Annotated in this window: 25 protein-coding genes; 12 read left to right on the plus strand and 13 right to left on the minus strand. The window is 36.2% G+C overall.

Annotated features, from left to right (window positions below):
* Positions 1-2 precede the first annotated feature (2 nt).
* Together J2Z82_RS14815 and J2Z82_RS14820 are read right to left on the minus strand one after the other, a co-directional pair.
* Positions 3-491, minus strand: a complete 489-nt coding sequence (locus tag J2Z82_RS14815) for a cation:proton antiporter regulatory subunit (protein ID WP_209481536.1) — start codon at positions 489-491, stop codon at positions 3-5.
* A 140-nt stretch (positions 492-631) separates the two neighbouring features.
* Positions 632-895 carry a phosphocarrier protein HPr gene (locus J2Z82_RS14820; protein ID WP_209481537.1) on the minus strand — a complete coding sequence of 88 codons (264 nt, stop codon included), beginning with the start codon at positions 893-895 and terminating at the stop codon, positions 632-634.
* 201 nt (positions 896-1,096) lie between these two features.
* Between J2Z82_RS14820 and deoD the strand changes: the two genes are divergently transcribed.
* The 3 genes from deoD (at position 1,097) to J2Z82_RS14835 (ending at position 3,162) form a co-directional block, all read left to right on the plus strand.
* The gene (gene deoD / locus J2Z82_RS14825; protein ID WP_092492144.1) at positions 1,097-1,807 is read left to right on the plus strand and encodes a purine-nucleoside phosphorylase; all 711 of its coding nucleotides are present in this window, start codon (positions 1,097-1,099) and stop codon (positions 1,805-1,807) included.
* Between the two features lie 120 nt (positions 1,808-1,927).
* Positions 1,928-2,524: a biotin transporter BioY gene (locus J2Z82_RS14830; RefSeq protein ID WP_209481538.1), complete on the plus strand. Its 597-nt coding sequence runs from the start codon at positions 1,928-1,930 to the stop codon at positions 2,522-2,524.
* A 164-nt stretch (positions 2,525-2,688) separates the two neighbouring features.
* Positions 2,689-3,162, plus strand: a complete 474-nt coding sequence (locus J2Z82_RS14835) for a divergent PAP2 family protein (RefSeq protein ID WP_209481539.1) — start codon at positions 2,689-2,691, stop codon at positions 3,160-3,162.
* A gap of 248 nt (positions 3,163-3,410) precedes the next feature.
* Here J2Z82_RS14835 and J2Z82_RS14840 read toward each other — a convergent pair whose 3' ends face one another.
* Positions 3,411-4,076: a 3D domain-containing protein gene (locus J2Z82_RS14840; RefSeq protein ID WP_209481602.1), complete on the minus strand. Its 666-nt coding sequence runs from the start codon at positions 4,074-4,076 to the stop codon at positions 3,411-3,413.
* 299 nt (positions 4,077-4,375) lie between these two features.
* Between J2Z82_RS14840 and J2Z82_RS14845 the strand changes: the two genes are divergently transcribed.
* From J2Z82_RS14845 to J2Z82_RS14855, 3 genes are read left to right on the plus strand one after another with little or no spacing between them, the layout of a single operon-like run.
* Complete coding sequence (locus tag J2Z82_RS14845; protein WP_209481540.1) at positions 4,376-5,326, plus strand: AAA family ATPase; 951 nt, start codon at positions 4,376-4,378, stop codon at positions 5,324-5,326.
* Positions 5,326-6,513, plus strand: a complete 1,188-nt coding sequence (locus J2Z82_RS14850; protein WP_209481541.1) for a DUF58 domain-containing protein — start codon at positions 5,326-5,328, stop codon at positions 6,511-6,513. Before J2Z82_RS14845 ends, J2Z82_RS14850 begins: the two co-directional genes overlap by 1 nt.
* Positions 6,506-7,720: a hypothetical protein gene (locus J2Z82_RS14855; protein WP_209481542.1), complete on the plus strand. Its 1,215-nt coding sequence runs from the start codon at positions 6,506-6,508 to the stop codon at positions 7,718-7,720. Before J2Z82_RS14850 ends, J2Z82_RS14855 begins: the two co-directional genes overlap by 8 nt.
* A 35-nt stretch (positions 7,721-7,755) precedes the next feature.
* On the opposite strand, the gene J2Z82_RS14860 is transcribed toward J2Z82_RS14855, so the two are convergent.
* A complete protein-coding gene (locus J2Z82_RS14860; RefSeq protein ID WP_209481543.1) occupies positions 7,756-8,067 on the minus strand; it encodes a YuiB family protein in 312 nt (103 codons plus the stop codon).
* A gap of 173 nt (positions 8,068-8,240) precedes the next feature.
* On the minus strand, positions 8,241-9,461 hold the full coding sequence (locus J2Z82_RS14865) for an NAD(P)/FAD-dependent oxidoreductase (protein ID WP_209481544.1): 1,221 nt from the start codon (positions 9,459-9,461) through the stop codon (positions 8,241-8,243).
* A gap of 331 nt (positions 9,462-9,792) precedes the next feature.
* Here J2Z82_RS14865 and J2Z82_RS14870 point away from each other — a divergent pair, with 331 nt between their 5' ends.
* Positions 9,793-10,776, plus strand: a complete 984-nt coding sequence (locus J2Z82_RS14870; protein ID WP_209481545.1) for an NAD(P)/FAD-dependent oxidoreductase — start codon at positions 9,793-9,795, stop codon at positions 10,774-10,776.
* Positions 10,777-11,108: 332 nt separating this feature from the next.
* Here J2Z82_RS14870 and J2Z82_RS14875 read toward each other — a convergent pair whose 3' ends face one another.
* From J2Z82_RS14875 to J2Z82_RS14885, 3 genes are all read right to left on the minus strand, one after another.
* Positions 11,109-11,465 carry a HesB/IscA family protein gene (locus J2Z82_RS14875; protein ID WP_209481546.1) on the minus strand — a complete coding sequence of 119 codons (357 nt, stop codon included), beginning with the start codon at positions 11,463-11,465 and terminating at the stop codon, positions 11,109-11,111.
* Between the two features lie 84 nt (positions 11,466-11,549).
* A complete protein-coding gene (dapF, locus tag J2Z82_RS14880) occupies positions 11,550-12,407 on the minus strand; it encodes a diaminopimelate epimerase (protein WP_209481547.1) in 858 nt (285 codons plus the stop codon).
* A 22-nt stretch (positions 12,408-12,429) separates the two neighbouring features.
* Positions 12,430-12,756, minus strand: a complete 327-nt coding sequence (locus tag J2Z82_RS14885; protein ID WP_209481548.1) for a YuzD family protein — start codon at positions 12,754-12,756, stop codon at positions 12,430-12,432.
* A gap of 150 nt (positions 12,757-12,906) precedes the next feature.
* Between J2Z82_RS14885 and J2Z82_RS14890 the strand changes: the two genes are divergently transcribed.
* Complete coding sequence (locus J2Z82_RS14890) at positions 12,907-13,131, plus strand: NifU family protein (RefSeq protein ID WP_209481549.1); 225 nt, start codon at positions 12,907-12,909, stop codon at positions 13,129-13,131.
* 40 nt (positions 13,132-13,171) lie between these two features.
* Here J2Z82_RS14890 and J2Z82_RS14895 read toward each other — a convergent pair whose 3' ends face one another.
* Complete coding sequence (locus J2Z82_RS14895) at positions 13,172-14,143, minus strand: 2-hydroxyacid dehydrogenase (protein WP_209481550.1); 972 nt, start codon at positions 14,141-14,143, stop codon at positions 13,172-13,174.
* Positions 14,144-14,166: 23 nt separating this feature from the next.
* Positions 14,167-15,138, minus strand: a complete 972-nt coding sequence (locus J2Z82_RS14900) for a protein kinase family protein (RefSeq protein ID WP_209481551.1) — start codon at positions 15,136-15,138, stop codon at positions 14,167-14,169.
* 87 nt (positions 15,139-15,225) lie between these two features.
* Between J2Z82_RS14900 and J2Z82_RS14905 the strand changes: the two genes are divergently transcribed.
* Complete coding sequence (locus tag J2Z82_RS14905) at positions 15,226-15,738, plus strand: phosphatidylglycerophosphatase A family protein (protein WP_092492129.1); 513 nt, start codon at positions 15,226-15,228, stop codon at positions 15,736-15,738.
* Between the two features lie 36 nt (positions 15,739-15,774).
* Here the strand turns inward: J2Z82_RS14905 and J2Z82_RS14910 are convergent, their stop codons facing one another.
* Positions 15,775-16,545, minus strand: a complete 771-nt coding sequence (locus tag J2Z82_RS14910) for a TIGR01457 family HAD-type hydrolase (protein WP_209481552.1) — start codon at positions 16,543-16,545, stop codon at positions 15,775-15,777.
* A 19-nt stretch (positions 16,546-16,564) separates the two neighbouring features.
* Positions 16,565-17,002, minus strand: coding sequence for a DUF86 domain-containing protein (locus tag J2Z82_RS14915; protein WP_209481553.1), 438 nt, complete (start codon positions 17,000-17,002; stop codon positions 16,565-16,567).
* A gap of 205 nt (positions 17,003-17,207) precedes the next feature.
* On the opposite strand from J2Z82_RS14915, the gene J2Z82_RS14920 reads away from it, so the two are divergent.
* Together J2Z82_RS14920 and J2Z82_RS14925 are read left to right on the plus strand one after the other, a co-directional pair.
* Positions 17,208-17,477, plus strand: coding sequence for an SAV0927 family protein (locus J2Z82_RS14920; RefSeq protein WP_209481554.1), 270 nt, complete (start codon positions 17,208-17,210; stop codon positions 17,475-17,477).
* Between the two features lie 113 nt (positions 17,478-17,590).
* Complete coding sequence (locus J2Z82_RS14925) at positions 17,591-17,872, plus strand: hypothetical protein (RefSeq protein ID WP_209481555.1); 282 nt, start codon at positions 17,591-17,593, stop codon at positions 17,870-17,872.
* A 24-nt stretch (positions 17,873-17,896) separates the two neighbouring features.
* Here the strand turns inward: J2Z82_RS14925 and J2Z82_RS14930 are convergent, their stop codons facing one another.
* On the minus strand, positions 17,897-18,169 hold the full coding sequence (locus J2Z82_RS14930) for a YutD family protein (protein ID WP_209481556.1): 273 nt from the start codon (positions 18,167-18,169) through the stop codon (positions 17,897-17,899).
* A gap of 140 nt (positions 18,170-18,309) precedes the next feature.
* Here J2Z82_RS14930 and J2Z82_RS14935 point away from each other — a divergent pair, with 140 nt between their 5' ends.
* Positions 18,310-18,867, plus strand: a complete 558-nt coding sequence (locus tag J2Z82_RS14935; protein WP_209481557.1) for a YhcN/YlaJ family sporulation lipoprotein — start codon at positions 18,310-18,312, stop codon at positions 18,865-18,867.
* The last annotated feature ends 2 nt before the right edge of the window (positions 18,868-18,869 follow it).

The raw sequence follows: 18,869 nt of genomic DNA on the forward strand, positions 1-18,869 counted from the left end.
CATCATTCCTCACCCTTACATAGCTTTGATAAGGTGGATATTTGATCTTCTTTTCCAACAGACATTAGAATATCACCCGGTTTTAATGTGGTGTCTGCTTCAGGTATCGCAGTAACATCATCACCATGAACAATTCCAATTATAGTTGCACCACTTTTATTACGAACATCTGATTCTTCAATTGTCTTATGCGCAAGTGAAGATGCCTCTTCTAGTGTTATATAATCAATTATAATCTGACGTTTAAACATACGCATCTTATCGATACCGACAGGCTGATAGGTTGCACCAAGTAATTGAGCAGCAATTTCTCTCGTTTCATCTGGCGTAAGATCCATAGCAAAATCTGCTTCATCACTATCAGCGTCATCAAAGAAATACAGTTCTCTTTTACCTGTATGGTGTACGATAATCACTAGCATGTCATCTTCAGCAGTCTTCATTGAAATTTTCTGACCAATTCCAGGAAGCTGGGAAACAGAAATATTCATTTAAGTCACCTCTTCTTAATTGTTATAATTATGTCGCCAGATTCAGCGGCGAAAATTGCATTTATACTTATTTTTGAAAATTCCATATATTCCATCAGTGTAAAATAAAAAGCTAGAGAATAAATCCCTAGCTCGATTAATTATTCACCTAAATGTTCTTTAAGTACTTCTGTTACACCTTTGATTGCTTCGTCTTCATCGCTTCCTGTTGCAGAGATTTTCACTTCTGCTCCTTTAGGAATTCCTAGTGACATAACACCCATAATCGATTTAAGGTTAACACTTTTTTCATTATATGAAATTTCAACCTCTGATTCAAATTGTCCAGCCTTATTTACCAACAGTGTAGCTGGACGTGCATGTACACCAGTATCTGCTGTAATTGTAAATGATTGTTCTTGCATTATGACTCATCCTTCCAACAATAATATCCTTAATTATGTATCTCTATTATATGAAATACTTAACTTCATTATATACAATTATTATCTCGATTGAAACAAAAAAGCAATAAATTACCGATTTATTTAACTTATTTGTTTTTGCATACCCATTATGATAACGTTACTTTTGTATCATTATCTAATATAGGAGGAAACATTCACATGAGTGTGCATATTGGAGCAAATAAAGGCGATATTGCTGACAAAATTTTATTACCTGGTGATCCTTTACGAGCAAAGTTTATTGCAGATACGTTTCTAGAAGACGTGACACAATATAATAATGTGCGAGGAATGTATGGATATACAGGAACGTATAAGGGTGAGCGTATATCTGTTCAAGGTACAGGAATGGGTGTACCATCCATCTCTATCTACGTAAACGAATTAATCCAAAGTTATGATGTTCAAAAATTAATTCGAGTAGGTACGTGTGGCGCAATTCAAAAAGATGTTCAGGTCCGGGACGTAATTCTAGCTCAGGGAGCAACAACTGATTCGCAAATGAATCGAATGATCTTTAATGGTATTGATTATGCACCATTAGCTGATTTCGATTTACTAAAGAATGCATATGATGTAGGTATTAATAAAGGCATGAATTTACGGGTAGGAAATGTATTTACAAGCGATACATTTTATCGTGACAACGCACAAGAGTTAAATGAATTATTGGCTAAGTATAAAGTGCTCGCAATCGAAATGGAAACAACAGCATTATATACACTTGCTGCCAAGTTTAACCGCCAAGCTCTTTCGGTTCTGACAGTTTCTGACCACATCCTTACTGGTGAGGAAACTTCTTCAGAGGAGCGACAAACAACATTTAATGAAATGATGGAAATCGCACTTGATGCAGCGATAAAAGAATAACTGAGCACAGCCTTTCAATTATGAGAGGCTGTTTTTTATTTCCATATGTTAACCAATAAAAATAACAGTTGACAATAAAAGCGTATTTTTATATCATCAATATGGAAGGGAGCGATAAAAGTGAAAAGTTTACGTCCTATTGATTTAACATTCGGTTCTGTATTTGTATGCCTAATGGCTGTGGGGGCAAACATAGCTGTATGGTTTCCGATGCTCGCAGTTCCAATTGGTGGAGCGACCGTACCATTATCACTCCAAACATTCTTTGCAATTCTTGCAGGGCTAATGCTCGGAAAAAAATTAGGCAGTATCTCCATGATTACATATATTTTGGTTGGTGTCGCTGGAGTACCAGTCTTTGCAAAGATGTCTGCAGGCCCTATGGCACTTGTCTCCCCTACTGGTGGTTTCATAATTTCATTTGTATTCATCGCATTTTTTGTAGGTTTCATTGCAGAGTTCAGCAGAAAACCATCCATTCCAGTGTATACCGTTGCAGCTCTTGTTGGATTAATCATTAATTATGGAATAGGTGTAAGCTATATGTATGTTGCAATGAATACATGGCTTGAGCTACAGATTTCCTATCCAGTAGCATGGATTGGTATGATTCCGTTTCTCGTAAAAGATATTGCTCTGGCCTGTTTATCCGCCATATTTATGGTAAGTTTGGCTAAGCGAGTTCCATCGAGGTGGACTTTTGTTGCAAGAACATAATACCTGAAATTTCGGAAAGGATATTCCTTATGGAGTATCCTTTTTTAATTAAATGAAATGTTTCTATATATGTGATAAAATTACAAATTATAGTCTTTAAAACTTTACCTTCATCGATTCATATCTAGTAAAGTTAAAGCAACAGAGAGGATGTTCACACATTCATGGGTTTCTTTGCAAATTTTCCATTATGGGCAGCATTGTCTGCAATTGTTTTTGCACAGGGTGTAAAAGTCCCTATCCGCTTCTTTGTGACAAAAGAATTCAAACCTGGTTTAGCCTTCAGCAATGGTGGTATGCCGAGTAGTCACTCAGCAGCAGTAGCAGCATTAACGACCGGTGTTGGGATTTCAGAAGGAGTTACATCCACTATGTTTGCTATAGCATGTGTCTTCAGTATTATTATTATGTTCGATGCCTCGGGAGTCCGCAGGCAAGCAGGAGAACAAGCGATTGTTTTAAATCAACTTGTCAAGGACTTTCAATACTTTATGGACGGGGCAAAGGACTGGAGTAAAAAGGAAGATTATGAAAAGCGCAAGGAGTTAAAAGAGCTGCTGGGACATCAGCCAATCGAAGTGTTTTTCGGTGGCCTATCAGGAATCGCAATTGCATTTTTAATTTATCAATTATATTAAGGCTGTGTTTTTAAATTCGGTTGCGGAAACATACTCACTGTCACCATTTATATCAACTAATTCCTAAGATTCAGTGCTTAAACCTATTTTAAAACACCCCATATTAGAGCATTGGATTGTCTAGCAATTTAATGCTTTTTTTATTGTCTAACAGTACCAAATAAAAAAGCAGTTCAATTAAAGATACAAAATGCATTTTTGTACACTTTTAACTGAACCACTTTATAAGAAGGAAATCTCAATTTAATTTAACTTTTAGTTATTTGATTCCTAAATACTTGTAACGCTTCATTTTCATTTAATTTGTTCAACTCTTTTTCCGTTAGCTTACCATCACCACGTTCAATGATGTATACCTCGACTTGCTTTTTACCCCACTCTGAATATACATCTTCCACTGTTTCATAATATAGATCAATTTTGTTTCCGTTAATGGCTCCACCTTTATCTGCAACAACACCATATCCATAGCCTGGGATAAACATTACAGTACCAATCGGATAAACGCTTAAATCAGCAGCAATAGTAGAGTATAAGTCTCGTTTAACGGTTACTCCAGAATACGTTACTCCGTATTGCGGATGATCAGGTGTCTTACCTGTCGATTCTACACCAGCAGTATAACCAGTTGCTACAACAGTACTACTAGGAAACTTTTTTTCAATGAATTCCTCACTATATTCTTTCAGGGTTTTTGGACCTTCTACTTGCTCGCTTGAAATATATCTTTTTTGCTGTTTAGCAACATTTAGGTTCTTGTCTTTTAATGCAGTCTGTCTATTTTTGGCTGTACCGTTTTTATCTTTATAAGTTACTTCAGTTCCATCTGCAACCCACGCATGTACGTCTGTAATTGTGATATTTGAAATAGACGATAATGTTACAAAAAACGCTCCCAGGAATAAAAGAAACATACTAGTTCTGCGAAAAATTTTAGTTTTAGTCACTGATAACACCTTTCTGGTAGCATGCTAATTTAATATAACAGTTTTAGGCACGAGATACCCTAAGAAAACTGCATCCTTAAATAGCTACCTATCTGGACAGTGTTACCAAAAAACAAATTATTATACACACAAGCCCTTGAAAAGTAATGAATTCTATTAAATATTCTAAAAAGTGAAAAGCATTTATAGTAGAGCTCCCATATAGTATATTATGTGTGATAAAATAAATTGTAAGACTATTAGCTAAATGAAAAGGAGCATCATATTTGGAAGCTTACCACAAACTCACATTGGCAAAAGATACGATTAACCATATAATCTTAGGGCAAGAAGAAGCTATAGATTTACTGTTTACAGCACTCTTAAGTAATGGACATGTCATACTCGAAAGTGTCCCAGGCTCGGGTAAAACCAAATTAGCAAAAGCATTCGCTAAAATCTTTGACGGCGTATTCAACCGTATTCAGTTCACACCTGACGTACTACCTAGTGATGTAACGGGGATCAGATTCTTCAATCCAAAAACACAGGAGTTTGAATTGTTAACCGGTCCTGTAAAAACAAACATTTTATTGGCTGACGAAATTAACCGAGCCACACCGAGAACACAATCAAGCTTGCTTGAAGTCATGGAGGAGCACCAAACGACTATCGATGGTACTACAATAGAAATCCCTTTACCTTTTTTTGTTATTGCTACTCAAAATCCTATTGAATCCAATCATGGAACATTCCCATTGCCTGAAGCACAACTTGATCGGTTTTCTATGAAAGTCACTATGGATTATCCAACCTTTGAACAAGAAAAGGAAATTTTATCAAATCAACGCCTAAGTGACCCAATAGAAGAAGTCACACCCATTCTGACAATAGATGAAGTAATTTTATTACAGCAAGAAGTACGTCATGTCAATATTTCAAATGTTGTACTGGATTACTTATTGAAGCTTGTCCATAAAACCAGGGAGCATAAGGATATTGAACTTGGTGTCAGTTCACGAGCTGCATTAGCATTAATGCGGGCAGGTCAAGCTCGCGCATTTATAGACGGTCGTGATTTTGCCACCCCCAAGGATATCAAATCTATTGCAAGATATGTTTTCGAACATCGTATTATTTTATCCATGGAAGGTGCCATACGTAATGAGAAAACAGAGGTCGTACGAGAATTAATTCAGTCTGTTGAGGTACCTGTTGAAGTGAGGGCATTAAAGTAATGCAATGGAAAATAGAAAAAATAACAGATAACGAGATTTACCACCAACTAACATTAACATTCCTCGTTCTGCTGACAATCGTCAGCTTATACCTTGATAGATCTCTCGTATTTTTATTAGTTGGTATAATAGGAATTTATCATCTTTGTTTGCATTTATATAATCGTCGGATAGGGAGAAATCTAATACTGAAAATTCCCAAGCAATTCAAGAAGGCATTTCCCGATGAAACGTTAATCCTAACAATCAAGATAAAAAATAAATCACTGCTTCCTTATTTAAATGGGTATATATCCTTTAAAATAAAGGATCATGTCTTAAATGAGGAGTATTTGCAATCAACCTGGAGGGGCTTAAATTATTACCAAATTCCTGTTTCACTCCCAGGAAAAAGTGAATTATCTTTAACAATTCCATTTAAGACTGTGAAACGCGGTGTTGGCCGTATTAAAGACTTCAATTTTACATTTTCTCACCTGCTAAGCTTTGAACAATTGATGCTATATCCTATAGAAAAGAAATTTAACGAACTGATTGTTTTCCCTAAATTACAAGCAGTAGATAAGATGCGAGAAATTCAAAACCAAAATCCTGGTACGAGTGTAACAGTTCATTCCCCGTATGAAGACGTACTGCAGCCTATAGGAACAAGAGATTATGTATCTTCTGATCCCTTTCAGCGAATTCATTGGAAAGCAAGTGCCAAGACACAAAAACTGCAAACAAAAATATACGAACGAAACCGTTACATAGCCTGGACTATTATAGTTAACATTTCCGATAGAAGTTCGTTGGGTAATTTATACACAAGTCCAAAACTGGAAAAAATTTTATCTGAAGCAGCGTACATAACACGTAATATTATAAAAGATGGCCATGAAGTAGAGGTTTATTTGAATAGTGATAGTCTTGTTCATTTACCTGAAAATAACGATATCACACACTTAAAGAAAATATTGGAACAGTTGACTCGAGTTGATGAGGGAAGTTTGATAATTCCGGTAGAGAATATTTTGTATCGGCTGTACCAGTCCCAAACTAAATCGCGGATGATAATAGTTATTGGAGAAAGTGATGAATCGAATAACCACTATATAAATAAGCTGATCAGCCAAGGTAATCACCTATTCCAAATTAATGATTCTCATATTATTCCAGTCACAAAAGGAAATGATATGTATGGATAATAGCAATCGTATAGTTAAGTTCATACAATTATTTTCGGAATCAATTATGTTTTACTTTATTCTCATTCCTATTTTCATTTTTACCCAAAACCCCTATCCATTGTGGAGTTACCTGCTTATTACAGGGCTAACGTTAATCCTATTTGATATTTGCCTGCGAATAATAAAAAACTATGCAGTATATGTACCTGTTATAGCAATAGCTTTTTCGTTCATGTATTATATTTTTAATTATCCAATTCTTGCAATAGCACTTTGGCTTGGATTTATTACTTGGCGATATGCTCATACTGAAAGGAATGGTCCATCCGAAAATCAGTTCACAATCCTAACTTTAACTATTGTTATGTTTTTTCTTGAAATCATGTTTATTAATCATCCCAACCTTATATGGTTTGGTATTTTACAATTCATTATTATTCTTTGCGGGTATTGGCTGAAGCTGATGAACAATATGGAATCACATGGTAAACTAAAGACAACTTTAACGTTTAGCACCTTCGGAATACTCCTTTTAGCAGGAGGTATATTTACTTATGGCATTTATCCTTGGGTCAAAGGGGTTATCCGTTTTATTTTGTCAGGTGTTGGTATCCTGTTCCAATACATCGTGTTTGGTATCGTTAATATTGCCGACTTCTTAGGTCTTGACTTTGGAGTTTTGCTCAATCTTGTAGATGAAAAAACCTTTAATCAAGCGACAAGCAGCTTCAAAGAAAATATGGATGAAATGGATGGAATGGCTAACATTGACAGTTCCTACGATGGCGGGATAGATTTTATAAATTGGTGGACCATTTTAATTGCTCTAGCCTTACTTATTGTTATCGCAATTTTTCTTTCCAGGAAAAAAGTTATTCAGGAAAGTTTCCCTGATGGAAAGAAGAGCAGCATCTCAATCGTTACTCCGCTCAGGTCCTCTTCGGATAGTAACAATGGCTTACGGAAGTACTTCTCACCTTGGAAAACAGTAGATCCTTTAAGGAGAAAAGTACTTAAACTTGAACAGAAAGCTTATACAAATGGATTGGGAAGACAATCTTCAGAAACAATCGAGGAATGGTTTTCCCGTCTTGATATAAATCCTTCTTATCTTGATTTATATCAAAAGATCAGATATGGCGATAAGAATCTAACTCTTAAAGAAAAAGAGAGATTAATTCATCTGCTGGATGAATTAATGACCAAGATAAAAAATAAGCGTTAACCCTCGAAAAAAGGTTAACGCTTATCTGCTGTACATTAAAACATTTGATAGCCACTCTTACGCAAAAATCGAATTACAATTCCTGATACGATTGTCCCCAGAAAACCAGCTCCCAGAATACTAATATCAGCAGCTGTTATATCCATTAATTTAGAAAATGCTATTGAAAAAGAGCCACCTGGATCTTTAAAGTATTCAAGTGATGACATATCATCAACTATCATCAAAACAATAACCGGATAGATAAATGCCATTAACCAAGTTCTTCTTAATAACATATTTAAAATAAAGGCCAGTCCAAAAAATATCACAAAGAACAATAATATAGAAACTACAAACTGTATCACCGTTGCATCTCCCTTCACACATTGCATACAAAAACCATTTTATAACAAAAATGATTAAAAGCAAAGACATCACTATAGCCTTTGCTTAGCAGTAAATAGTATAAATACTTTCCTGCTGAATAAATGCAACTATGGCCTTCGATTAAGCCAAGTTTACCAGATATTCTTATAATCTAGTAAAATATATTAAATTTTCCTTTTCTTAATAATAATCCTGGCCCTCCCAATTTTAAGAGATAGCGGTTATCAATAACTTTTTTCATAACGGTAGCACTCCAGCCGAATATTTTACGCTGGTTTAGCACAACCCCAATCGCATCCGTATGACCAAGTGAAGCAACTGTCCCAAGAATTTTTGGCTCAAACGTTTCTAGTTCATCGTTTCCTTGAACTAAGGCCTTAACATTATGTGCTACAACTCCAGATTCCTGAATTGCTATTTGTGCTGTTGGAGGATATGGTCTTCCAGTTTCTTCGTTCATGATTAGTGCACAATCACCAATAACAAATACATCATCATAGCCTGGTGCACGCATATCCTGACGAACTTCTACTTTTCCTCGATTTGTCTGAAATCCTGAAGCTTCAACAATCGAATTAGCACGGACTCCTGCAGCCCAAACTGTAGTCTGGGTCGGGATTTCTTCCAGTTTATCATCCTTCTGGTAAACAATACTGTCTGGCTTACATTCCTTTAACATTGCACCAGTTATAAACTCAATACCACGTGACTCCAAGGAGTTCATAGCATATTCTACAAGCTGTGGATCAAACCCTGGTAATACAGATGGTGATCCCTCTAGGTTAATGACACGTACAAGTGCTTTGTCTATATCGTATTCATTACAAAGCTCTGGAATCCGATTTGCTAATTCTCCAACAAATTCAATCCCTGTAAATCCCCCACCTCCAACAACAATGTTGAGACGACCTTGATTCTTTTCTTTTTCATTATGATACATTGCGAAATTATACTCAATATGTTCTTTTATTAGTCGAGCACTGTTTATGTTTCCAATCGTAAATGCATGTTCTTCTAGTCCTGGAATTCCAAAAGTTGCTGCTTCAAAACCGAGACCAAGCACAAGAATATCATAATCTAACACATTATTTTCCAATTTTACTTTTTTTTCATCAGGCTTAATCGAAACAACTGTATCTTCTATAAAATTAACTTTATTCATATTAACAACATCTTTAACCGGAATTCGTGTACGATCATGATGCAAAGTTCCAGCTGCGTTTTCATGCAACCAAGTTGATTGGTAATGATAGTCATTTTTATTTACAAGCGTAATAGTAGCTTCATTAATATTTAGTGACTTCTGTAACTTTACAGTAGTCATCATTCCCCCATAACCTGCACCTAATATTACGATATTTGGTCTGTTCATCTCTCTGATCACTTCCATTTGTATTATTTCGATACGTATGTGACATTTTTCACGCAAAAAGACATTAGAAAAACCTGGCTTGTGGCCAAGTACTGAAATGTTTATTTCATTTATATAACGTTTGTTACACAATTGTAATATATTAATATCTATTGAATATATTAGACGTTCTTTCGACAATTTTCAACCTTTATTTTTTTATTTATAAAAGTTGTATTTTTCAAACTATGTTAAAGTATCCGTGCTTTTGTGCATCAATACACATATAATAATTGTTTATGATAATATAGGAATGGTACACATACACGAAAAAGAAAAATGGGGGATTTCCATGTCAGATAAAGTATATGACGTAACAATTATCGGCGCTGGACCTACTGGCTTATTCACTGCCTTTTATGGTGGAATGAGACAAGCTAGTGTTAAGATAATTGAAAGCTTACCACATACTGGCGGGCAATTAACTGCCCTGTATCCAGAGAAATATATATATGATGTTGCAGGTTTTCCGAAGATCCGTGCACAAGACCTGGTAGATAATCTTGAGGAACAGGCAAATATGTTTGATCCAACGATAGTTCTTGAACAGTCAATAGATAAAATTGAGCGTCTGGAAGATAATACATTCAAGCTGATATCTGATAAAGAAGTCCATTATACTAAAACAATTATTATCACAGCAGGCAATGGTGCATTCCAGCCACGTCGTCTAAATGTTGGAGATTGTGATCAATTTGAAGGCGTCAATTTGCACTACCATGTAAAAGATATGAATCAATATAAAGATCAGAACGTCATGCTCCTGGGTGGTGGCGACTCTGCTGTCGATTGGGCATTAATGCTTGAACCAATAGCTAAAAAAGTAAGTCTGGTGCACCGCCGTGACAAATTCAGAGCACACGAACATAGTGTAGAAAAATTAATTAATTCAAATGTTGATATTTTGACACCATTTGTTCCAACTGCTATTACAGGTACTGAAAAAATTGACAAAGTTACGTTGGAAGAAGTAAAAGGTGAAAAAACAGTAGATGTTGAAGTCGACTCCGTTCTATGTAACTATGGATTTGTATCAACACTTGGTCCAATTAAAGATTGGGGATTGGAAATAGAGAAGAACAGTATCGTTGTCAATTCAAAAATGGAAACCAATATTCCAGGGATATATGGTGCAGGAGATATTACAACTTATCCAGGTAAAGTAAAACTAATAGCCACCGGATTCGGTGAAGGTCCAACAGCCATAAACAATGCAAAACAATATATCGATCCGAAAGCACGAATTCAGCCAAAGCACTCAACAAGTATGTTTTAAAAAATAGGCCTAAACACTTTTTGGTAAGTGTTTAGGCTTATTATTTTCGTCTGATTCAGTCTTCCATGCTTATTATTCAGTCTTTGACAAATCATTTTAGGAGTAATTCAGTTTTCAATTACCTTTTATCAGTATTCATTCCGGTTTAATCAGTCTTTATCATTTTTATTCAGTTTTCAGTGCTTTTTCAGCTCAACTCCGATCCCAGCACATAATCACTATTACACACTGTACGTCGGAGCTGGACGCGACAGATTCGGAGGTCCAATTTATAATTTCCTATACAACAAAAAAAGCCAAAGCGCCTTATTTCCTGCGCTTTGGCTTTTATACTAGCACTTCTCTGGTGAACCTTCCCGTTCTTTTGCTTTAAATGAAGATCCACAGCCACATGATACCATTGCGTTCGGATTATCGATGCTAAATCCGCCGCCCATCATGTTTTGCTTAAAATCTATCGTAGTTCCTTCTATAATAGGTATATCCTGCTTATAAATGACAACAGGAATGCCATTAATATCGTCAACCATATCCAGTTCCTCATTAACTTCATAATCAAAGCCTATTGAGTATGATAGCCCACTGCATCCGCCACCTTTAATTCCAAATCGTAAACGGACACCCTCTTCTTCTTCCTTCATCATTTCTTTCACTTGAATTGCTGCTTGTTCTGTGACCGTAATAACCATCTTAATTCCCTCCTCATTAATTCAGACGGATTAATACAATATGTTACCTACCAGTATACAAACTACAAGGAAACTATTCAAATATTATCTGTTAAAAATATATGTTCCAGATGCGATTACATCTGCTCCGCCAGTCATCCAGACGGAACCATTATCATCCCATTTAATAACCAAATCGCCACCTGCCAGATGAACAATAATGTCCTCGTTCCGCTGCACACTTCCATTTAAGATGGCAGCTACTACTGAGGAGCACGCACCCGTTCCGCATGCTTGTGTTACACCAGAACCACGTTCCCAAACCTGAAAATTAAGCTCTCTCGAAGAAATCACTTCAATAAACTCTACATTTACTCCCCCTGGAAAACGTTGGTCCTTCTCTATTATCGGTCCAAGTTCATAAAGTGGCGCTGTATCTATGGAGTCTACGAAAAATACTGCATGCGGATTCCCCATTGATACTGCGGTTATATCTAATGTTTCATCTCCAACAGTAAATGGCTCAGCAACAACCTGAGGAGTATCTTCACCCACCATCGGAATCGCCTGCCGTCGTAATATTGGCTCACCCATATTAATCGTGACTTCCTGTACCAGATCAGCTTTCACACTCACTTCGGCTTCAACTATATTAGCACGTGTTTCAATTTGAAATTTTTCACGCTGGATAATTCCATTCTCATATGCATACTTCGCTACACAGCGCAATCCATTCCCACAGCTCTGTCCTTCTGAGCCATCCTTGTTAAAAATCCGCATGCCAACATCCGCAGCATCACTTGGCTGGATCAAAATCATGCCATCCGATCCTATTCCTGTATAAATATCTGATACTCCTTGCGCTAAATCTGTCAGATGCTCTTCAGCAATATCGAACTTAAATAAATCAATATAAATATAATTATTTCCTAATCCATGCATTTTCGTAAAAGGAATTTCCATGTCAAAACAAACCTCATTCCATTTATGGTTGAAGAACTGCCCCATTTTTATCTAATTCACTATATATCGTCTTAAGTCTTGGAATACCTTCAGCAACCAATTCATCATTCACAAATACAATTGGATAAAATAAATCTTCTTCAAAAATTCGTTCAACAAATCGCTGATGCTTCTCAACATTAGGAGGCTGATTTATGTCTATATATTCATATTCAATGACATCATCAATATACTTTCTCCCTATTGCAGCCTGCAGCCATTCATACGTGTCTATAGATCCAGGGGCTCCAACACAGCTTGCGCAAATCTGTTCTGCTCCGTAAACCGATATCAAGATACTTTTTCCCATTGCGAAACCTCCACATCTTAGTTACTTATATTTTACAAAATCTTTAATAAAAGATAAAATAAAAATATCTACTATACACAAATATAAATTTTTGGATAGATTTTTTTCCTAATCCGTTTTATAATGATATTAGAAAGGAGACGATAGATAATGCAAGAGCAAGTACAGGAAGTTTTAAACAAATTACGCCCATTTTTACTACGTGATGGTGGAGATGTGGAGCTAATTGATGTTGATAACGATGGCATTGTACTTCTTCGTCTTATGGGTGCTTGTGGTAACTGCCCAAGTTCTACAATCACGTTGAAAGCTGGAATTGAGCGTGCTTTAATGGCAGAGGTCCCAGGTGTTACAGAAATCGAACAAGTATTTTAAATATAACTTATTAAAAGCAGACTGAGGATAGTCTGCTTTTTTATGGATTTTTTACTGGTGTTATTGGGCTTTCTCCACTAAAAACAGCAAGAAGATTATCCATGCAAAGCTTTAGCATTTTAGTTCGCGTTTCTACACTTGCTGATCCGATGTGTGGTAAACAAACAACATTGTCCAGTTTCACAAGTGGATGATTTGCATCAATCGGTTCTTCCTCAAAGACATCCAGGCCGGCAGCATGAATCGTATTCTCATTTAGAGCATGATAAAGCGCCTTTTCATCTACTACTCCTCCACGTGACACATTGATAAAGATAGCAGATGTTTTCATTTTCTGGAAAGCGTCCTTGTTGAACAGCTTTTTTGTCTCTGTTGTTAAAGGAATAACCGAAACAACAAAATCCGCCTCACGAAGCAATTCATCAAAGCCCATATAGGAAGCACCTAGATCTTTCTCAGCACCAGGCTTTCGTGAACGATTGTGGTACATAATCGGCATGCCAAATCCTTTTGCACGTCTGGCAATCGATTCACCAATTCTTCCCATTCCAACAATCCCAACTTTTTTCCCATGGATATCAGAGCCTGCCAGTAAATATGGCGACCAATGATCCCACTTGCCTGCACGAATATAATCATTTGCTTCTACAATCCTGCGTGCTGCAGCAGTTAATAATGAAAATGCTAAATCGGCAGTCGTTTCGGTTAACACATCAGGTGTATTTGTAACAATAATATCCTTTTCCTGAGCCGCTTCTATATCAATGTTGTCATAACCCACAGCCATATTTGCAACAACTTTTAAGTGTGGTGCATTTTCTAATAATTCACGATCAATATTTTCGGTAAGCAAGCATAATACACCATCAGCTTCCTTTACCACTTCTAAGAGCACATCTCTTGGTACTGGGGTTTCCTCTTCCTCCCACATACGAAAGTCAAAGGAATCCTGGTAAGGCACTAAAATCTCATTCGGAATTTTCCGTGTTAAATAAATAATTGGCTTCTTCATAACTATCCGCTCCTATAACAAGCTTATAGCCAGTGTAACATAGGAATTTGTAATTCTTTACTATCAATACCTAAATGGGCAAAAAGTTTTCCTAACCGGTCCTCATATATAGACTGATGTTCAAGCATTTCATTCAACTCATCATAGCGTTGCTCATACTGCTGTTCGATAAAACCTCGTTCGATAATATCAAACAAATGGATCGGATATAGTAATCGTGCGTACAATAGGCGCCAGCTAAAAATAGAGAGTGTCCGTACCTGTTTATATTCATCCAGGAAGACTTTAATTTCGTTCATTGGATCTTCATGCTTCAATAATTTAAACCTAATATATTCTGCTAAATCTCGAATAGGGTGATCATATACAAGGTCTGTCGTCCATATTGTTGATTTCCCGAGCTCTCCTTGGTACCTTCTGAAGGCAATAGTACCTTGATCGACCTCATGAAACCGTGATTCATACTCGCTTTCCTGCATATACTGAATTGCATTTTCACTTATTCCAATTATATAAGGTAAAACATCTATTAATAGTCTATAATATGCATTGGGATATTCAGCAGAATCCACCTCAATCTGCTTTTCAAAAGCGGTTAACTTATCAATCCATAATTGTTTCCATTGTCCATAGCTTGAAATTGCCTGTGGCTCGTATTGATACCGTGAACCAGTTTGGTGAAAATGAGCTAGAGATGCTCCATGTACTTCACTGCTGTCAAAAGGTTTATCTTCCAATTGAAATACCATGTGATTTTTATTGTTGTATTCGGTGTACCAGTCACCCTTTCTATTTGGCACTGGAATAGCAGTTTGGGTATAATTATTCTCATATAGATAATAAGCAAGTGCTGCCTGCTCCATATGTATAATTTCCCTCTGATCAGCAGAAATGGTAAAATAAACTATGTTATTGTGTTTTAGTCCTTCTACCCCATTCCAAACGGTTCTTTCATTTGCTTGTATCCCGTAATATGTTGCGAGTAAATCCCTCATGTTTGGTCTCCCCTTTCATGACTATTATTAGTGTATGTTTAAAAAAGAAATATCTTAACAATTTTCCAGAAGAAAAGGTGATATTAAATGGATGAAAATACGAATCAGAGTGAATTGGAACAAAAAGCAAGAGAATGGCTAACAGAACGTGGTGTTACATTAGAAGATATTGCCGAGCTAGTGTATTACCTGCAATCAAAATATCATGATGAATTGAGCATGGATGATTGTTTGCATAATGTGGATCGTGTATTAACAAAAAGAGAAGTGCAGAATGCTGTTTTAACAGGAATACAACTGGATAAGCTTGCTGAACAGAATATGCTTGCACAGCCACTTCAAACAACAATTGAAACCGATGAAAGCTTATATGGAATCGATGAGATTGTGGCATTTTCCATTGTTAACGTATATGGTTCCATTGGCTTTACGAATTATGGATACATTGATAAGCAAAAACCAGGCATTTTAAAACGATTGAATGATAAATCGACAGGAGAATGTCATACATTTTTAGATGATATCGTAGGGGCAATTGCTGCAGCAGCATCAAGTCGCCTAGCTCATGCCACTGGTGATGACCAGCTTATTGATGATTAACGAAGGAAAGCCCAGCGTTTGCTGGGCTTCTATCTGTTATAAGTGGTGAATCCATTCGGCTAAATTATGTACATAATAGGTTGGCTTTTTCACTAGCAGTGGATAATCTTTATATGGTGTTACACCTGTAAATACCATTAATGTGTCCATACCAGCATTAATACCAGCGAGAATATCGGTATGATAGTTATCACCAACCATAAGTGTTTCGTCTTTAGAAAAGCCAAGTGTCCTTAATGCCTGTTCCATGATAATCTCTTCAGGTTTTCCAACAAAGATTGGTTCTTTACCAGTACTAACAGTCACAACTGATGTTAGAGCCCCATTTCCTGGTTCAAGTCCTCTTTCAGTAGGAATTGCTACATCACTATTTGTCGAAATAAACGTAGCACCTCCACGAACTGCAATACATGCTTTAGACAGCTTGTCATAGTTAATTTCATGATCAATCCCGATAACGACAAAATCACAATCCTTATCTGTAACAATATGACCTTCTTGCTGTAAAGCATCATAAAGTCCTTCTTCACCAATTACGAAACAGCGCGCATTATGCTTTTTTTCCTTAATAAATTTCGCTGTAGCCATACTCGATGTAAAAACGTGTTCAGGAGTTGAAGGGATATCCATACTTTGTAATTTATCGGATATTTGCTCTTGCGTCCTGGAGGAATTATTCGTCAAAAATAAATACGGAATACCAAATTGATCAAGCTTGGAAACAAATTCAGCTGCTTCGTCAATCCGTTCATTTCCCCGATACATCGTACCATCCAAATCGATTAAATACCCTTTGTATTTCTTCATTTATCTAAATCCCTCTTTACTATTCTTTTGCAAATGCATTTGCGACGCCTAACTCATTATCCAAGTAACTTCTAATGTGAGAACTGAACTGATTTAACTTGTCCTTGTTTTCCTGAATTGTTCGATCCAATAACGCATGATCTACTTTAATATAATCTTTCACCAACGTTTTCCGCAGTAAAATAAGCTCCTTATAACATGACTGTTCACTTTCTGGAATTACCTTTTCATCAACCAAAATATCGATGATGTCTTCATAACTTCCCGGATCACGCATAATAAACCCATCAATCATCATATTTCCAACATCAAGTATCGATTCAATTACCATATGTACAGTACGTTCCAAGTATAACTTTTCCATAAACGTTTCATACTTATGGCGGGAAACTTCTTTAAGTAATTTTTCCATATATATAAGTGTTTCTTCAATTTTTTTCCGTTCAACAAAATACATGATTTCACCCTCCCAAAATACTGCTAAGTACAACTATACCATATTTAAAATGATTGAATAACCAAAACATGATATAGTATTAGTAAACTTGGGACCCGCCAAGCAACCTTAATGGTGAGTGCCTTTGTTGTACTAATGCAGTAAGAAAGTATTTAACACTTTCTTAACTGCGAAAAAACACAAAAATTGTCCGAGGTGAAATAACATGGGAGATAAGTTTGATTACCTGAAAGATGAAACAGTAACAAAAGAGGTTCGTTATATAAGCTTTATGGGCAAATTACAACGCTATGACTTTGCCTTCATGCAACATGAAGAGAACCCAAAGAAACGTATCGTCATATATTTACAGAAAAACCGGTTTGCAGTACTGGGAAAAGATGACCTTTACAAAAAGGGTGAAATCGAGCATATTTTTCATGAGACTCAAATGGAAGCAGATGAGATTCGGGAGTTTTTGGAAGGCATTCTTTGATCGTAAGTCTCACCAAAAGTCATTTTCATGATCTGGAATCTATATATTGGATAATATTGTTATGTTAATTCTCTTTTATTTTGCAGATGTTAAAAGAGAAGGGATGATGCTGTATGGGTAAAAAGGATAAAAAGAAATTCAGTAATTTTTCAAATGTAAATAATCAGAACAATTTAATACCCGAGGAGTTTCCAGAAGGACCTTTTGGATCTGCTATTAATGATGAAGAACCAGTTTTTAGCAAGTCGACACCCTGGGAAGATGGTCAACGACGTCAGAGTGCGTTTGTTTACCCTGATAAAGATCGCCATGAAGATTTGCCGAGACAAGCGTCAGGTGCGCATCCTATTCATGATGAACCTGGCGATGTTCACCCAGAAGAAGAAAAGCAGTAGTTCTCTTTTGAACTACTGCTTTTCTTAATCAATTTTTTTTATAATAAAATAGGCGCAGCCAAAATTACAATACTCGTACAAATAGTCATCTAATGTACTTATTTTTGTATCAAATGCTGCTTTTGAGTTTTGATCATCATAAAAGCCCTTAAGCCGAAGCTGCTCATATCCCCAATCCCCTACAATAAAGTCGTACTTTGACAATATGTCCGAGAATCGTTCATTAAATTTTTCTTCTTGGAAAGCATCTTTTATATTTTCTATAATTTCGTATTTTTTCCCTTGAATTTCAATCAATTAAGTCACCCCACTTGTGCTGACTATAGTTTATCACATCAAAGCAAGTAACAACCACCAATTTTCACAATAAATTAGTGAATGATTTCATCATAATACAACAAACTAAGGTCATGTGAAATTACTTTAGGAGGAAAATTATGAACAAGAAACTTTTTCTATCTTTATTAATTGTAACTGTCACATTTGCAGGTTGTGCAAATACAGACAATGCAACAGATAATGAACAACAGCAAATAGTGGATGAACTTGATCCTTCTCAGGAAAACCAACCAGACAACCCTGCCGGCGATAACAAATTAGGTTATGTACGATACACGAAAGATCAATTGAACAATGATCCTGAAAAAAATAATTCCGTCACCATCGATCGAACAAAGATGGCCAATATGATTACCCGGATCATATTGCGTAATGATGGATTTGAAGAAGTCGCTACTCTAGTCACTGATGAAGAAGTTCTTATCGCGTATTCTAAAAATGAGGAAATGGATTCAACCAAAGCTGCAGATATGGCTAAGAAGTCAGCTGTTTCTGCAATGCCTGGGTACTTCAAGGTTTATGTATCTGATAATGAGTTGCTGATGCAGGATATTCAAAGTCTCCATAATTCAAGTATTCAAAATAATAATTATGACAATACGATCAACCAGATTATTAAAGAGATGAACAAGTCATCACAAGGAATGGAAGAATAAAG

It is taken from the genome of Virgibacillus litoralis, from assembly GCF_017873675.1.
Lineage (GTDB): Bacteria > Bacillota > Bacilli > Bacillales > Amphibacillaceae > Lentibacillus > Lentibacillus litoralis.

Coding starts and splice junctions, on each gene's coding strand:
- J2Z82_RS14870 (WP_209481545.1), top strand. CDS start 9,793: ATGTCAGATAAAGTATATGACGTAACAATTATCGGCGCTGGACCTACT.
- J2Z82_RS14920 (WP_209481554.1), top strand. CDS start 17,208: ATGGGAGATAAGTTTGATTACCTGAAAGATGAAACAGTAACAAAAGAG.
- J2Z82_RS14925 (WP_209481555.1), top strand. CDS start 17,591: ATGGGTAAAAAGGATAAAAAGAAATTCAGTAATTTTTCAAATGTAAAT.
- J2Z82_RS14855 (WP_209481542.1), top strand. CDS start 6,506: ATGGATAATAGCAATCGTATAGTTAAGTTCATACAATTATTTTCGGAA.
- J2Z82_RS14815 (WP_209481536.1), bottom strand. CDS start 491: ATGAATATTTCTGTTTCCCAGCTTCCTGGAATTGGTCAGAAAATTTCA.
- deoD (WP_092492144.1), top strand. CDS start 1,097: ATGAGTGTGCATATTGGAGCAAATAAAGGCGATATTGCTGACAAAATT.
- J2Z82_RS14865 (WP_209481544.1), bottom strand. CDS start 9,461: ATGAACAGACCAAATATCGTAATATTAGGTGCAGGTTATGGGGGAATG.
- J2Z82_RS14915 (WP_209481553.1), bottom strand. CDS start 17,002: ATGTATTTTGTTGAACGGAAAAAAATTGAAGAAACACTTATATATATG.
- J2Z82_RS14895 (WP_209481550.1), bottom strand. CDS start 14,143: ATGAAGAAGCCAATTATTTATTTAACACGGAAAATTCCGAATGAGATT.
- J2Z82_RS14935 (WP_209481557.1), top strand. CDS start 18,310: ATGAACAAGAAACTTTTTCTATCTTTATTAATTGTAACTGTCACATTT.
- J2Z82_RS14840 (WP_209481602.1), bottom strand. CDS start 4,076: ATGTTTCTTTTATTCCTGGGAGCGTTTTTTGTAACATTATCGTCTATT.
- J2Z82_RS14905 (WP_092492129.1), top strand. CDS start 15,226: ATGGATGAAAATACGAATCAGAGTGAATTGGAACAAAAAGCAAGAGAA.
- J2Z82_RS14900 (WP_209481551.1), bottom strand. CDS start 15,138: ATGAGGGATTTACTCGCAACATATTACGGGATACAAGCAAATGAAAGA.
- J2Z82_RS14835 (WP_209481539.1), top strand. CDS start 2,689: ATGGGTTTCTTTGCAAATTTTCCATTATGGGCAGCATTGTCTGCAATT.
- J2Z82_RS14885 (WP_209481548.1), bottom strand. CDS start 12,756: ATGGGAAAAAGTATCTTGATATCGGTTTACGGAGCAGAACAGATTTGC.
- J2Z82_RS14820 (WP_209481537.1), bottom strand. CDS start 895: ATGCAAGAACAATCATTTACAATTACAGCAGATACTGGTGTACATGCA.
- J2Z82_RS14910 (WP_209481552.1), bottom strand. CDS start 16,545: ATGAAGAAATACAAAGGGTATTTAATCGATTTGGATGGTACGATGTAT.
- dapF (WP_209481547.1), bottom strand. CDS start 12,407: ATGGAAATTCCTTTTACGAAAATGCATGGATTAGGAAATAATTATATT.
- J2Z82_RS14850 (WP_209481541.1), top strand. CDS start 5,326: ATGCAATGGAAAATAGAAAAAATAACAGATAACGAGATTTACCACCAA.
- J2Z82_RS14890 (WP_209481549.1), top strand. CDS start 12,907: ATGCAAGAGCAAGTACAGGAAGTTTTAAACAAATTACGCCCATTTTTA.
- J2Z82_RS14875 (WP_209481546.1), bottom strand. CDS start 11,465: ATGGTTATTACGGTCACAGAACAAGCAGCAATTCAAGTGAAAGAAATG.